Source organism: Streptomyces tamarix, assembly GCF_032423885.1.
Classification (GTDB): domain Bacteria; phylum Actinomycetota; class Actinomycetes; order Streptomycetales; family Streptomycetaceae; genus Streptomyces; species Streptomyces tamarix.
Window position 1 is genome coordinate 74,756 of sequence record NZ_JAWCTQ010000007.1, and the last position, 14,718, is coordinate 89,473.

General features: G+C 74.4%; 12 protein-coding genes. 6 read left to right on the forward strand and 6 right to left on the reverse strand.

The features are described 5' to 3' along the window. Position 1 precedes the first annotated feature (1 nt). Entirely contained in the window at positions 2-754 is a 753-nt protein-coding gene (locus RND61_RS08205; RefSeq protein WP_315877255.1) for a futalosine hydrolase, read from the forward strand. A 6-nt stretch (positions 755-760) separates the two neighbouring features. After that, entirely contained in the window at positions 761-1,600 is an 840-nt protein-coding gene (locus RND61_RS08210) for a 1,4-dihydroxy-6-naphthoate synthase (RefSeq protein WP_315877141.1), read from the forward strand. A gap of 496 nt (positions 1,601-2,096) precedes the next feature. Here RND61_RS08210 and RND61_RS08215 read toward each other — a convergent pair whose 3' ends face one another. Continuing rightward, positions 2,097-2,480, reverse strand: a complete 384-nt coding sequence (locus RND61_RS08215; RefSeq protein ID WP_315877142.1) for a cold-shock protein — start codon at positions 2,478-2,480, stop codon at positions 2,097-2,099. 128 nt (positions 2,481-2,608) lie between these two features. On the opposite strand from RND61_RS08215, the gene RND61_RS08220 reads away from it, so the two are divergent. Continuing rightward, a complete protein-coding gene (locus RND61_RS08220; RefSeq protein ID WP_315877143.1) occupies positions 2,609-2,866 on the forward strand; it encodes a hypothetical protein in 258 nt (85 codons plus the stop codon). Here the strand turns inward: RND61_RS08220 and RND61_RS08225 are convergent. The 3 genes from RND61_RS08225 to RND61_RS32640 form a co-directional block, all read right to left on the reverse strand. After that, positions 2,836-3,459, reverse strand: coding sequence for an HAD family hydrolase (locus tag RND61_RS08225; RefSeq protein ID WP_315877144.1), 624 nt, complete (start codon positions 3,457-3,459; stop codon positions 2,836-2,838). The two genes, RND61_RS08220 and RND61_RS08225, sit on opposite strands and share 31 nt — an antisense overlap. A 612-nt stretch (positions 3,460-4,071) precedes the next feature. Further along, entirely contained in the window at positions 4,072-6,105 is a 2,034-nt protein-coding gene (locus RND61_RS08230) for a HelD family protein (RefSeq protein ID WP_315877145.1), read from the reverse strand. 234 nt (positions 6,106-6,339) lie between these two features. Next, the gene (locus RND61_RS32640) at positions 6,340-6,843 is read right to left on the reverse strand and encodes a hypothetical protein (RefSeq protein ID WP_391653071.1); all 504 of its coding nucleotides are present in this window, start codon (positions 6,841-6,843) and stop codon (positions 6,340-6,342) included. A gap of 325 nt (positions 6,844-7,168) precedes the next feature. Here RND61_RS32640 and RND61_RS08240 point away from each other — a divergent pair, with 325 nt between their 5' ends. The 3 genes from RND61_RS08240 (at position 7,169) to RND61_RS08250 (ending at position 9,831) form a co-directional block, all read left to right on the forward strand. Next, positions 7,169-8,638, forward strand: a complete 1,470-nt coding sequence (locus RND61_RS08240; protein WP_315877146.1) for a glycosyltransferase family 39 protein — start codon at positions 7,169-7,171, stop codon at positions 8,636-8,638. 129 nt (positions 8,639-8,767) lie between these two features. After that, complete coding sequence (locus tag RND61_RS08245; RefSeq protein WP_315877147.1) at positions 8,768-9,301, forward strand: NUDIX hydrolase; 534 nt, start codon at positions 8,768-8,770, stop codon at positions 9,299-9,301. Between the two features lie 326 nt (positions 9,302-9,627). Continuing rightward, positions 9,628-9,831 carry a hypothetical protein gene (locus RND61_RS08250; RefSeq protein WP_315877148.1) on the forward strand — a complete coding sequence of 68 codons (204 nt, stop codon included), beginning with the start codon at positions 9,628-9,630 and terminating at the stop codon, positions 9,829-9,831. Positions 9,832-10,287: 456 nt separating this feature from the next. Here RND61_RS08250 and RND61_RS08255 read toward each other — a convergent pair whose 3' ends face one another. Together RND61_RS08255 and RND61_RS08260 are read right to left on the reverse strand one after the other, a co-directional pair. Then, positions 10,288-11,931 carry a DNA repair helicase XPB gene (locus tag RND61_RS08255; RefSeq protein ID WP_315877149.1) on the reverse strand — a complete coding sequence of 548 codons (1,644 nt, stop codon included), beginning with the start codon at positions 11,929-11,931 and terminating at the stop codon, positions 10,288-10,290. 258 nt (positions 11,932-12,189) lie between these two features. Continuing rightward, positions 12,190-14,646, reverse strand: coding sequence for a helicase C-terminal domain-containing protein (locus RND61_RS08260; protein ID WP_315877150.1), 2,457 nt, complete (start codon positions 14,644-14,646; stop codon positions 12,190-12,192). Positions 14,647-14,718: the final 72 nt, after the last annotated feature.

The window sequence follows — 14,718 nt, forward strand, 5'->3', positions numbered from 1 at the left end:
CCTGCGCGTCCTGGTCGTGACCGCCGTGGCGGCGGAGGCGCACTCCGTCGCCGGCGGACTCGTCGGCTGCGCCGCCCGCTCCTCACGGCCCCTGCCGAGCGGTCACACCGTGACGAGCCACCTGCTCGCCGGGCACGCCCTCGCCCGCCTGACCGGGTCCGCCGCCCCCGCCGTGGACGTCCTCGCGGCCGGTGTCGGGCCCGCCGCGGCGGCGGTCGGCGCCGCGACCGCGCTGGCCACCGCGCCCTACCCGTACGACCTGGTGGTCGCCGCCGGGATCGGCGGCGGTTTCGCGCCGCGCGCCCCGCTCGGGTCCCTCGTCGTCTCCGACAGCATCGTCGCCGCCGACCTGGGCGCCGACACCCCCGACGGCTACCTGCCGGTGGAGGAGCTGGGCTTCGGCCGCTCCGTCCACACCCCGCCGGCCGCGCTGACGGCCCGCCTCGCCGAGGCGGTGCGCGGCACCGGCCTGCCGTGTCTGCTCGCGCCCGTCCTGACCGTCTCCACCGTCACCGGCACCGCCGCCCGCACCGCCGAGCTGACAGCCCGCCACCCGCGGGCGGGCGCGGAGGGCATGGAGGGCTTCGGCGTCGCCGAGGCCGCCGCCGCGCACGGCGTGCCGGCCGTCGAGATCCGCGCCGTCTCCAACACGGTCGGCCCGCGCGACCGGGCCGCGTGGCGGATCGGTGAGGCGCTGGACGCGCTGCGGACGGCGTTCGAACCGCTCAGTACCCGCATCTTCAGGGAGGAGTGAGGGCCAGTGGTGACGCGCATCGCGTACTCCCCCTGCCCGAACGACACGTTCGTCTTCCACGCGTGGGCGCACGGGCTGGTGCCCGGGGCGCCCGAGCTGGACGTCACCTTCGCCGACATCGACGTCACCAACGGCATGGCCGAGCGCGGCGAGCTGGACGTCCTGAAGGTGTCGTACGCCGTGCTGCCGTGGGTCCTGGACGAGTACGCCCTCCTGCCGTGCGGCGGTGCGCTCGGGCGCGGCTGCGGGCCGCTGGTCCTCACCCGCGAGCCCGGCGCCGACCTGACCGGCCGGACCGTCGCCGTGCCGAGCGAGCGGTCGACGGCGTACCTGCTGTTCCGGCTGTGGGCCGCGCAGGCCGTGCCGGGCGGGGTCGGGGAGGTCGTCGTGATGCCCTTCCACGAGATCATGCCCGCGGTGCGGGACGGGAAGGTCGACGCGGGGCTCGTCATCCACGAGGCGCGGTTCACGTACCAGAAGTACGGGCTGCACCGCCTCGCGGACATGGGCGAGCACTGGGAGGCCACGACCGGGCACCCGATCCCGCTGGGCGCGATCATCGCGAAGCGGTCGCTGGGCGAGGAGGCGCTGCGGGGGCTGGCGGAGGCGGCGCGGGAGTCGGTGCGGCGGGCGTGGTCGTCGCCGTCGGCCCCGCTGCCGTACGTGCGGGCGCACGCGCAGGAGATGGACCCCGAGGTGGCGGAGCGGCACATCGCGCTGTACGTGAACGCGTACACGGAGGACCTGGGCCCCGAGGGGTACGACGCGGTCCGCACGCTGCTGTCCCGCGCGGCGGCCCACGGACTGGTCCCGGAGGTCTCCCCCGAGGCCCTGGCGTTCCCGTAGGCCGCGGGCCGGCGGGGGCGGCCCCGGCGGCGGCCCCCGGTGGGTGGGCGCTCGGGTGGCCCCGGCGGGTGGGCGCTCGGGTGGCCCCGGCGGGTGGGTACGGACGTGGGCGCTGCGGGCGGGCACGGCGAGTGGGCACGGATGCGGGCACTGCGTGTGGGCACGGGCGCGGCCGTCCGCGACTGTCCGCGGCTGTCCGTGGCCGTTCGCGGGGCACGGCGTTCCGAGCCGGCCGGGGCCCGGAGGGGCACGCCGAGGCCCTGAAGGGGTCTCGGGAGGCTCGGAGGAGGACCCGGAGAGGCACCGGAGAGGTCTCTAGGGGCCCGGACGGGTTCTCGGGGCCCGGAGAAGGCGCAGGAGGAGATCCCGGAGGGGATCTCAGGAGGCCCGGAGGGGCCCGGGTGAGGGCTCGAAGGGGAACCGAGTGGGGCCCCGGACAGGGTCTCGGGGAGGGACGCGGGCCCGCGACGCACCGGCGCCGCGGGCCCCGCAGGGGTCAGACGTCCAGTTGGTCGGCGACCGCGCGCAGGAGGCCGGCGATCTTCTTGCCGTGCGCCTTGTCGGGGTACCGCCCCCGCTCCAGCATGGGCGTGATGTTCTCCAGCAGCGTCGTCAGGTCCTGCACGATCGACGCCAGCTCGTCCGGCTTCCGCCGCTGCGCCGCCGCCACCGAGGGGGTCGGTTCGAGGACCGTCACCGACAGCGCCTGGTCGCCGCGCTGCCCGGCGACCACGCCGAACTCCACGCGCTGGCCCGGCTTCAGACCGTCGATCCCGGCAGGGAGCACCGACGAGTGCACGAAGACGTCGCCGCCGTCGTCGCGGGAGAGGAAGCCGAAGCCCTTCTCGCTGTTGAACCACTTGACCTTGCCGGTAGGCACGTCCTGTCCTCGTCCTCGTACTCGATGGGTCCGCGATAAACGGCTCAAGGCGTTAAGGCTAATGGTCCCGGCCCTCGTGACAAGACGCCGCCGGTTCGTTCCTCCGGCCGGGGAACTACCCTGGCCGAATGCGTAGTGAAACCACCGCGAGCGGCGCCCTCCCGGGGGACGGGCTCATTCGTGTCGGAGCGGTCCTCTTCATCATCGGGGCGATCGCCACGCTCGTCACCGTCGCACCACTCTTCCTGGGGACGGAGCCGTTCCCCACGGCCGTGTACCTCGTGGCGATGCTGATGGGCGTCGGCTTCCTCGTCGCCGCCGCCGGAGTGCTCCGCTCCATCGCCGCCCAGCGGCGTCAGGCCCGGGAGACCGCGCCCTCCGCGTAAGCCGCCCACCAGGCCGGGAACGCCGTCAGATCAGGCAGGACGACGTCCGCGCCGGCCGCGCGCAGGGCGGCCTCCCCGTACGGGCCGGTGGCCACCGACACGGCGAGGGCGCCCGCCGCCCGGGCGCCGCGTATGTCCCCCAGATGGTCGCCGACGTACACCGTCGCGCCGTGCTCGCGCAGCGCCTCCGCCTTCGCCTCCGCCCACAGCGACCCGATCACCGCGTCGGGCTCCAGGCCGAGGTGGGTGACGTGCAGCCGGGCGTGCGGCTCGTTCTTCGCCGTGACGACGAGGCTCCGCCCGCCGGCCGCGCGAACGGCTTGAATCGCATCCCCCGCGCCGGGGAGCGCGAGGGACGGCTCGATGGCGTATGTGGGGTAGATCTCACGGTACGCGGCGGCCATCTCCGTCACGCGCTCCTGGGGGACCCAGGACGCCAGCTCGTGTTCGAGCGGCGGCCCGAGGCGGGACACCGCCAGGTCGGCGTCGATCCACACCCCCGTACGCGCCGAAAGCTCCCGGTACGTCGCGTGGATGCCGGGGCGGGAGTCGATGAGGGTCATGTCAAGGTCGAAACCGACGGTGAGGGACATGGGGGCATTCTGCCCGGGGCGCGTTTCCGGCCGCTGCCCGGGCGGGTCCGGGCGGGAGCCGAGACGGGCCGGGGCGGGGCCCGACCGCCTCCGCCCGGGTCTGGACGGTGGCCGCCTCCGCCCGGGCCCGGGGGCCTGACCGCCGCCCCCGCAGTCGTGCCCCGCGTCGGGGTCGCGCGGCCCCGTGACGCGGTCGCCGGGGCCTGAGCACCCCGCAGCCACGCGCACCCGCGCTTCAGCTCCCGGGTCCGGGCCCGGGCACGTCAGGGCGCGGGCGTGCGGGGCCCGCAGGTGTGCGTCCCCGCAGTCGCGCGGCCCCGCATGCCGGTCGCCCGGTACCGGGGCCGTTCCCGCGTCACCCGCAGCCGTGAGCCCTCCCGCCTCACCCACCTCACCCGCACCCACCCCTCCCGTACGGGACGGGTCCCGTAGAGGGCGGGTCCCGTGGGGGACAGGTCCCGCAGGGGACAGGCCCCCGTACGGGACGGGTCCTCGTACGGAACAGGCCCCGTACGGGATGGCCTCTCCCCTACGGGACAGGTCCCCGTACGGAACAGGCCCCCGTACGGGACGGCCCCCCTACGGGACGGCCCCTCTCCTACGGGACCCGCGTCAGGCGGTGGCGAGCTGTTCCGGCAGGGGAGCGGCGTGCAGGACCTTCAGGCCCGAGACGGCGCGGGTCAGGGCCACGTACAGGCGGCGCAGGCCCGTGCGGTCGTCCGGTTCCGCGGCCACCACCGCCGACGGCTCGTCGAGGACCACGTAGTCGTACTCCAGGCCCTTCGCCAGGGACGCCGGGACCAGCGTCAGCCGTACGTCCGGCGTCGTCTCCTCGCCCGGGGACAGGAACGGCACGCCGGCCTCCCGCAGCGCCTCCGCCAGGCACGGGACGCGCGGGTCGGCGGCGATCAGGCCGATGGAGCCCTCCTTCCCGAGGAACTCCGCGCACGCCGCGACGACCTCCGCGTCCTGCCGGTCCGCAGCCACCCGCCGCACCTCCAGCGAGCCCGGGTTCTCCCGGACCGACCGGACCTCCGCCAGATCCGGCGCGATGTGCGGGAGCAGGCGGGACGCGTACGCGATCACGTCGCGCGGTACGCGGAAACCGGCCGTCAGCTCCTCCACCACCGCGTCCGGCTTGCCCAGGTGCCGCAGCGCCTCGGCCCAGCTCTCCGTCGCCCACGGCGTCGTGCCCTGCGCCAGGTCGCCCAGCACCGTCGCCGAGCCGGTCGAGCAGCGCCGCCCCACCGCCCGGTACTGCATGGGCGACAGGTCCTGCGCCTCGTCCAGCACCACGTGGCCCAGCGAGTGGGTGCGGGTCACCAGGTCGGCCGCCTCGTCGACCAGTACCGCGTCGGCCGCCGACCACTTCGCGGACCGCACGCTCCTCGGCGGCCTCGTCCACAGGATCGTCTTCTGCTCGTCCTCGTCGAGGATCCCGCGCGCGTGCTCCGCCAGGAACTCCGCGTCCGACAGCAGCCGCAGCACCAGCTTCGCCGGGTCGACCGGCGGCCAGATCGCCTTGACGGCCGCCTTCACCGCCGCGTTCCGCGCGACCTGGTCCTGGACCCGGTCGTCCGGCGCCTCCCCGGCGGCCTCCATCCGCACCAGCACCGCGTGCGCGATGCGCTGCGGCAGGGCCTCGCGCGCCGCGCCGTACCGCATGTCGCGCGCCAGCAGCTCACCGACGATCTCCTCCAGCTCGTACGCGGGGATCCGCCACCGCCGCGACCCGCGCACCACCACGGGCTCGGTCGGCGGCGTCACGTGCGACCGCACCGCCCGGCGCAGCACCTCCGCCATCCGCGCGTCGCCCTTCACCACGGCCGCCGCCGCGTCGTCGGTGCCCCGCACCTCGACGTGCGTGCCGACCAGGTCGTCGACGGTCGCCTGCCGCACCTCCAGCTCGCCCAGCGCGGGCAGCACCTGCTCGATGTACCGGAGGAACGACCGGTTCGGCCCGATGACCAGCGTGCCCGTACGGGCCAGCCGCTCCCGGTGCGCGTACAGCAGGTACGCCACCCGGTGCAGGCCCACCGCCGTCTTGCCGGTCCCGGGCCCGCCCTGCACGCACACCGTCCCCGACAGGCCGCTGCGGACGATCTCGTCCTGCTCGGGCTGGATCGTCGCCACGATGTCCCGCATGGGCCCGACGCGCGGCCGTTCGATCTCCGCCTGGAGCAGCCGGCTCGTCGTCTCCGCCTCGGCCGGGTCGGTGAGGTGCTCGTCCTCGTACGCGGTGAGGTCGCCGCCCGTGTAGCCGAAGCGGCGGCGCAGCCGCACGTCCTGCGGGTCCCGCTTCGACGCCCGGTAGAAGGGCTGCGACACGGGCGCGCGCCAGTCGACCACCATCGGGTCGCCGTGGGCGTCGTGGACGTGCCGCCGCCCGATGTAGAACCGCTGGCCCTCCTGCGTGGTGGGCAGGTAGTCGAGCCGCCCGAAGAACAGGGGGGTGTGGGCCAGGTCGGCGAGCGCCTTGACGCGCTCCTCGATCTGCCGTTCCAGGACGGCGGCGTTGACCCAGTTCGCGGTGACGTCGCGGATGTCCAGCGCCTCGACGTCCTCCCGCATGGCGCGCAGCGCCGCACGGGACGCGGCGAGGTGCGCGCGCTCGCGGGCGAGGGGGTCGGGATCGGTCGCGGACATGGCGGTGCCTCCGGCGCTGAAAGGGGTCAGATGACGGCCGTCCGGTTTCCGACCGGAGGGCAGCGCTCCCGACGACGGGGAGGCGGGCAAGGCGGGAGATTGTAGTGAGGACGACGGGCCGACCGCGAACGATTTTCCCGAGGGCGGTTGCGGGAAGCCCCCTCGCCGGTCCTGCCCCGCCCGCACGCGGCCCCCGGAACCTGACCCGGTCCGCGGGTTCCGGCCCGTGGCGGGTCACGTCCGGTCCACTGATCCCCCGAATGGGCGCGGACTGCTGCCCGTGCCGCTACGAGCGGGTTCAGCGCATCCCGTCCGCGGACGCGCGGACCGGTGCGTCGCCCCGGCCGACTTCCTGGACGTGATCACGTCCGTGGACATCCACGGTGCCGCGCGGGGCTCTCGCGTTCGGCGGTCGACGCGGGCCCGGGCGCGTCCGGGCAGGTGCCAGATGATGCAGCGGCGGATCATACTGTCCCGTTCCTGGTGAACGGCACGGTCGGTCCCGTCCAGCGTGAAGTAACGCAGGACGGTGAACCGGGCCTCGACGCGGTTCGGCCAGGATCCGTTGGTCGGGATGCGGGAGAACCCGACGTTGTCGGCCCCGGCCCAGCCGCCGACCATGCCCGCCGCCGTGGAATCAGCGTCTTCACGGTTCTGCCGCCACACCTCGATCCGAACCCTTGCTGCGAAGACGACCGCATTGCCCACCTCCACCGCAAGAAGGAAACGATGGGGCACGGCGAATGTCCATTCCGCTGGATGGTCATCCTCCCGTTGATATGCGCGCTCGTTTCCCGCCAATTCGGTGCCGCTGTTGACGCGAAAGCGTCGCCCTCGGGTGGTCCGTGGCTGCCCCGCCTCACTCCTCCGCCTACTTCCCTGTTCAGGCAAGGTAGTTGGCGCCGCCAGGCCCTCCCGTGATCCGCCTCACACAGGGCGCGCAAAGGGGGAATTCCCGGTAAGGTCACGTCCGTGCTGCCGGCCTTACCGTCATTCGGATTCACGCCGAACGCCGCATCTCGCGAACGATCGCGTGGAATTGGACGCCGGGGGCGGAGTGGAATTGGCGAAATTCGCGGCTGTCCGTCCTCGACGCTCCTGCCTTCTCGTCCGGCTGGTTCCGTTCCTCTGGACCGTCGCGCTCGGTCTGTGGGGGCTGTCGCGGCAGCACAGTGTCTGGCGGGACGAGGCCGCGACCTGGCAGGTCGCCCTCCGGTCCACCGGCGAGATCGTGCGCATGCTGGAGCACGTCGACGTCGTGCACGGCTTCTACTACCTGCTCATGCACGGACTGTTCGAGTGCTTCGGACCCTCGACCACCGTGTTGCGCCTGCCCTCCGTCCTGGCCGTCGCAGTGGGAGCGGCATGCGTGGCGGAGCTCGGGCGGCGGCTGGCCGGGAGTCCGGTGGGCCTGGGCGGAGGCATGGTGTTCGGGCTGCTCCCCTCCGTGCAGTTCTACCTGCAGGAGGGTCGCCCGTACGCCCTGGTGGCGGCCGGGGCCGGGCTCTCGACACTGCTGCTCGTGGCGATGCTGCAGGGACGACGGGACCGGTGGGCGTACTGGGTCGGCTACGGCTGCACGGTCCTCGTGTGCGGCCTGCTGAACTGGCTCTCGTTACTGATTCTGCCCGCGCATCTGGCGACTTTGGCGTGGGCACGTGTCACGCGCGGGACGTGGATCCACTGGGTCGTGTCGTCCGCGGCCGTGACGGCAGGCGCCGCACCGCTGATCCTCTTCAGCCGGGCCCAGTCCGATCAGGTGTCCTGGATACCGCCCCTGACCTGGCACATGTTGATCGGACCGACGGTCCTGCTGGCGATCGCCGGTCTCGGAGCCCTTCTGGACCAGCCCCGGACGGGACGGCTTTCGGCAGCGACCGTAGGGTTGCCGCTGCTTGCGGTTCCGCAACTCGGCCTCGTCGGGATTTCCCTGTTCAAGCCACTGTTCGTGGACCGGTACGTCCTGTTCAGCCTGTTGGGCCTGGCCTTGATGATCGGTGTCGTTCTCGGCGCGCTCGTGCGGGCGGTGTCACGGCGGTCGTGGAGCGCTTCACGGTGGGTCCTTCCCGTCGCGGTCGCCGTCGTGTCGGCCGCTCTGCTGCCGCAGGCGCTGGCGAAGCGCTCGCCACAGAGCCGCGTGGACGACGTCATGGCAGTGGCGGCGCAGGTGAAGCGGTTGAAGGAACCCGAGGACGCCGTGCTCTTCGTCCCGGCAGCGCGGCGGGACACCAGGATGGTCTCCCCGGACGCGTTCACAGGTCTCCAGGACATAGCCCTGGAGGAAACCCCGGAGCGTTCCGGAACGCTGAAGGGCGTGGAGTGGGACCCCGCACGAATCCGGACGGAGATACTCGCCCAACAGCGCGTCGTTCTCGTCACCGACGCGGCGGAGGTGTCGAGGCCGACGGTTTCGGTCCGGGACAAGACGAAGATCTCCACGCTGCGGAAGTACTTCACTCCGGTGGCCGACGAGCAGGTCCGCGGCCGGAGAGTGACGGTGTACGAGAGGCTCACGCCCGGCCGCCCGTCGTGACCCCTGCCCACGCCGCCGTTTCGGACCTCCGAGGACACGGGGTGTCGCCCCAACGGTCGACGAGATGGTCCTCGCCCTGGTCAGCCTCTGCTCTGCGATGCTGGGGGCCGATCGAGAGGGGCCGCGGTGATGCAGTGGAAGATCCACGGGGAACGTCCGATCTACGAGAACAACTGGGTGAACCTGTGGCTCACCGACGTCGAGACGCCGGACGGGAACCGCTGGGAGCACCACGTCGTCAAGCTCCGTCACCTGGCCGTGGCCGCCGTCGTCAACGAACGGCGCGAGGTCCTGATGATGTGGCGGCACCGCTTCATCACCAACGCCTGGGCGTGGGAGCTGCCCATGGGCCTGGTCGAGGAGGGCGAGAGCCCGGCAGAAGCAGCGGCCCGTGAGGTGCTGGAGGAGACCGGCTGGCGCCCGGGTCCCGTCAAGCCGCTGATCTACGCCGAGCCCGCCAACGGCATCACCGACTCCCAGCACCACGTCTTCCGGGCCGACGGGGCGACGTACGAGGGCCCGCCGACCGAGAAGAACGAGTCGGACCGGATCGAGTGGATCCCGCTGGCCGACGTGCGGGGCATGATCGACCGCCGCGAGATCGTCAGCAGCGGTTCCCTGGTCGGTCTGCTCTACGTACTCATGGACGAGGCGATCCGCTGACCTGGCGGGGCAGCGTCGCTCGGAGGCGGGACTCGAACACCACCGTGGCCAGCGCCCGGCGGAAGGGCTCCAGCCGACTTCGGCCTCTTGGCCTCTTGGTGCCTTGGACCTGTCCCCGAGCCGTTGGGGCGCCCTGCTCGCACCGGCCCCACGGGGCTCCGCCGACCGGGCGCGGGCGCGGTGGTCGGCGCTCCGGGGTGTGGTGGCCGGTGTGTGGGGTGGGCGACCCGTAGGGGACGACGTATGCCTGGGGTCGTACGCGGGTGGGGTGCGGGTTCCGTCCGCGGGGCGATGGAAACCGGGGGTCCGGAGACCAGCATGGAGGCATGAGCGCAGCGACCTTCACCCCTGCCACGGCCGACCTCCCCGGCCCCCGCCCCCGTGTCCCGCAGGCGCCCGGCGCCGCCGAGCGGCCCGTCTCCGGGCTCGGCGGCGCGCTGCGCGCGGTACGGGTCTTCGCGACGGCGGCGTTCGGCGTCGCGGTCCTCGGCGACTACGACGCGGACGCGGTGGGCGTCAGGCGACGCTGACCCGGTAAGCGGGTGGGACGGGGGTCGGTCGTCGCCGGCCCGGTGTGCGGGCGGGACGGAACGTCAGGCGTCGTCGGCCCGGCGGGCGCCGGACGGATCACGCCGTGTCTGCCGGACCGCGCCGACCGGACCGCGCCGGGCACGCGGAACAGACCGTGTCGGGCGCGCCGAGCAGACGGGCCGGACCGCACCGGACAGGCGGACCGGACCGCGCCGAGCGGGCCCGCTCGGTCCAGGGTCCTCGGGCCCGCCCCCGGAAGCCGGGTGCCCAAGGCCCGCGGTCCAGGGCCTGCGCGGTCCAGGGTCCGGGCCCGTCCTCGGAAGCCAGGCGTCCAGGGTCTGCGGTCCAGGGTCCGGGCCCACCCCAAAAACCGAGCGTCCAGGGTCCGCGGTCCGGGGCCCGTCCCCGGAAGCCGGGCGCCCAAGGCCCGCGGTCCAGGGTCCGGGCCCGGTGGCTCATGCCTCGCTCAGCAGCTCGCTCGCGTCGACGATGCGGTACGCGTAGCCCTGCTCCGCCAGGAACCGCTGCCGGTGCGCGGCGAAGTCCTGGTCGATCGTGTCCCGCGCGACCACCGAGTAGAAGTGCGCCTGGTGGCCGTCCGCCTTGGGCCGCAGCACCCGCCCCAGCCGCTGCGCCTCCTCCTGCCGCGACCCGAACGTGCCCGACACCTGGATCGCGACCGTCGCCTCCGGCAGGTCGATGGAGAAGTTCGCGACCTTCGAGACGACCAGCACGCTGATCTCCCCGTTCCGGAACGACTCGAACAGCTTCTCGCGCTGCGCGTTCGGCGTCTCGCCCTTGATGACGGGCGCCCCGAGGTGCTCGCCCAGCTCGTCCAACTGGTCGATGTACTGCCCGATGACGAGGATCTGCTGCCCCGCGAACTTCCGGACGATCGCCTCGGTGACCCGCCGCTTGGTGTCCGTCGTCGCGCAGAACCGGTACTTCTCCTCCGTCTCCGCCGTGGCGTACGCGAGCCGCTCCGTCTCGGTCAGGTCGACGCGGACCTCGACGCAGTCGGCGGGCGCGATGTACCCCTGCGCCTCGATCTCCTTCCACGGCGCGTCGAACCGCTTCGGGCCGATGAGGGAGAAGACGTCCGACTCGCGGCCGTCCTCCCGCACCAGCGTCGCGGTCAGGCCGAGGCGCCGCCGCGCCTGGAGGTCGGCGGTGAACTTGAAGACCGGCGCGGGCAGCAGGTGCACCTCGTCGTAGACGATCAGGCCCCAGTCGCGGGAGTCGAACAGCTCCAGGTGCGGGTAGACGCCCTTCCGCCTGGTCGTCAGCACCTGGTACGTGGCGATGGTGACCGGGCGGATCTCCTTGCGGGCGCCGCTGTACTCGCCGATCTCGTCCTCGGTGAGCGAGGTCCGCTTGACCAGCTCGTGCTTCCACTGCCGGGCGGAGACGGTGTTGGTGACGAGGATCAGCGTCGTCGCCTTCGCCTTCGCCATGGCCCCGGCGCCGACGAGGGTCTTGCCCGCGCCGCAGGGCAGCACCACCACGCCCGAGCCGCCGTGCCAGAACCCCTCGACGGCCTGCTGCTGGTACGGGCGGAGCGCCCAGCCCGACTCGTCCAGGTCGATGCGGTGCGCCTCCCCGTCGACGTACCCGGCGAGGTCCTCGGCGGGCCAGCCCAGCTTGAGGAGGGTCTGCTTGATCTGGCCGCGCTCGGAGGGGTGGACGGCGACCGTGTCCGGGTCGATGCGCTCCCCGACGAGCGGTTTGATCCGCTTCGACCGGAGCACCTCCTCCAGGACGGGCCGGTCGGTGGTGGTGAGGACGAGGCCGTGCACGGGGTGCTTGCCGAGGGAGAGCCGCCCGTACCGGGCCATCGTCTCGGCCACGTCGACGAGCAGCGCGTGCGGCACCGGGTAGCGGGAGAACTCGACCAGGGCGTCGACGACCTGCTCCGCGTCGTGCCCGGCGGCCCGCGCGTTCCACAGGCCGAGCGGGGTCACGCGGTACGTGTGGATGTGCTCGGGCGCCCGCTCCAGCTCCGCGAACGGCGCGATGGCGCGGCGGCAGGCGTCGGCCCGCTCGTGGTCGACTTCCAGCAGGAGTGTCTTGTCGCTCTGGACGATCAGCGGTCCGTTCACGCCTCACCCTTTCCGTACGGCCCCGGGACGCGGCCAGCTCTCCAGTTTGCCGCATCGCCCCCGGAACGGGGGCCGGGGACGGGAGAAGGGCCGGGGGCGGGGACGGGAGGGAGCCGGGGACGGGGCGCGGGAGGGGCCGAAGACGGGAGGGGCCGGGCGCCCGCCCAGGTCTACTGGTGTCCGCCCGGGTCCACTCGTGCTCGCCCGAGTTCCTCCGGGCCCGTCCACGTCCACTCGCGTCCGCCCGGGCCCGCCCCCTCACTCGTCGGCCAGCTCCGCGACGCCCGTGATGCGGTGCAGCGGGTACGTGCGGACCTCGTCGGCCGTGTGGTCGTACGCGGTGACGTAGCCGCCCTCGACGCGCACCGGCGCGATGACGCGCTGGCTGGCGGCGCCGTCGGCGTTGACGTACCCGATCCAGACCGCCGAGTTGGTGAGCGCGGCGGCCTGGACGGTGGCCAGGGTCTCGGCGGCGGAGGTGCGCGGCAGGGAGCCGTCGACGCGGGGGGCCGCCGTCTCCGGCTCCTTGCGGGTGACGGTGGAGGCGAGGTCCCCGGCGCGGATGGCGCGGACGGCCGCCCCGAGCAGCGTGTCGTCGGGTACCGGCGGGCCGTCCGGTACGGGGGCGGGCGGGGTGCGCGGCGGGGTGCGGCGGGCGTGGGCGCGGGTGATCAGCACGTCGCCCTCGGCGGACTCGGCGGCCGGCGCGAACCCCATGGACCGCAGCCCCTCCAGCAGGGCCGCCGGGTCGGCCTGGGCGGCCAGGACGGTCGGGGCGAGGCGGCGCAGGCCCAGGGGGACGGACCGCTTGTCGGCGAGGATCTCCCCGAGGACGGCGTCGTCGTCGCAGCGGACGTACGAGGAGGCGGCGCCGACCCGGAGGTGGCCGTGGCGGCGGGCCACGTCGTCGATCAGGTACGCCAGGGGCTGCGGCACGGGCGTGCGGGAGTGTGCCGCGAGGAAGGCGTGCAGGTCGGCGGCGGACCGGCCGGCGTCGAGCGCGCGGCGTACGGAGGCGGGCGTGAAGCGGTACACGGTCGCGCCGCCCTTGGACTCGACGTCCGCGAGGACCCCCAGGGCGTCGGCGAGCGGGCGGCGCAGCGGGCCGGGGGCGACGGCGGTCAGGTCGGCCTGGAGCAGGACGTGGTCGACCGGCTCGGGCAGCAGCGGCGCCAGCAGCGCGACGGCCGCCTCCTCGCCGGGGCCCTCCAGCAGGGCGCGGCCGTGGCCGGAGAGGGCGCCCCGGCCGGTGACGCCGAGCACCTCGGCCTCGTCGAGCGTCCACGTGGCGAGGCGGGCGCGCAGGTCCGTGCCGGCGCCGCCGCGCAGGGGCCGCTCCCAGCGGAGCCGGGCCAGTACGGCGTCCGGTTCGGGCGCGGCGCCGGGCGGCAGCGCGGCGAGCAGCTCCAGCACCCGGCGGCGCACCTCGGGCGCGGCGCCCCGGTCCAGGTCGGGGCCGAGCGCGGACAGGGTGCGGCCCTTGGAGTCCTGCCCGCCGACCAGGCCGGGCGTGCGGGTCGCGGTGAGCCAGGCGGCGGCGAGGCGGGCCCAGCGGCGGACGGCCGGCAGGTCGAGCCACTCGTCGTACGCGGGGGTCGGCGCGTACCGCTCGTCGGCCTCGCCGTCCGGGGCGAGCAGCCCCGCCGCGTACAGCAGTTCCAACCAGAACGCGGCGACCGGCTCCGGCACGTCGAGGAGGACGGCGGTCCGCTTCAGGTCGCGGACGGACAGGCCGCCGGCGCGCAGGACGGCGGGGCCGCCCTCGTCCCACTGCTTCAGCAGCTCCTCGGCGGTGGAGAGCGCCGTGTACGCCTGGCCCGCCGCCGTGCTGTCCACCACCTGCGGGCGGTACTCGCGGGCCGGTCCGACGGCCGGCGGCACCGGCTCGGGCGTCCGGTGGGCCCGCCCGGCCCGCAGGTGCAGCGCCACCTCGCGGGGCAGCGCCACCGTGCGGGCGGTGGTCGGCAGGAGCAGGCCGCGGTCGCGGAGCCAGCGCACGGGCGGGGTCGGGTTGGCGGTCACCTCGCCGTAGGGCGGGCCCCACACCAGCCGGTCCAGCACGCCGAGCGCGTCCGCGGGGGCCTCGTCGAGGAGGGCGTCCATCCGGGCCCGGTCGGTGAACAGGCCGGTCAGCGCGGTGACCGCCGACACCGGGTCGTGCGTGGTGGGCAGCCCGACGGTCTGGAGGATCTCCTGGAGCCGGCCCGGCGACATCCCGGCGGTGGCCTCGGCGACGGTCGGGCCGAGGCCGGTGGGGGAGGGGTGCTGCGGGGAGGGGGCGAGCAGTTCGCGCGCGGTGCGCACCAGCCGCAGCCGGTCGTCGCCGCCCCACACGAGGGCCTGGTCGCGCAGGACGGCGACGGCGCCGGGCAGCGCGGCCTCGACCCCGGGGTCGCCGGCGTCGCCGGCCATGAGCCGGAGCAGCGCCGGGTACGGCGCCGGGTCGGGCGCCACGGCCAGCGCCTCGGCGGCCTGGAGCGCGAACCGGTCCAGCCGCTCCAGGGCGCGGACGACGGACGCGCGCGTGCCGGCCCGCGTCGCGAGCTGCGTCAGGTCGTTCGGTACGGGCACGAGGAGGTCGGGGCGGGCCCGCAGCAGCGCGGCCAGCCCTTCGTCGCCCCGGGCTCGCAGCGCCTCCGCGAGGGTGCGGGGCGCCGCCGTACTGCCTTGGTCCTCGGGCACGTACGCCTCCCGCTCGGTCTCACCGGTCGCCATCCGCACCACGTTAGCCCCCTGCCGCCCGCCGTAGGCGCTAACGTCGGGACGTCGGGACGTCGGTCGGGCGAC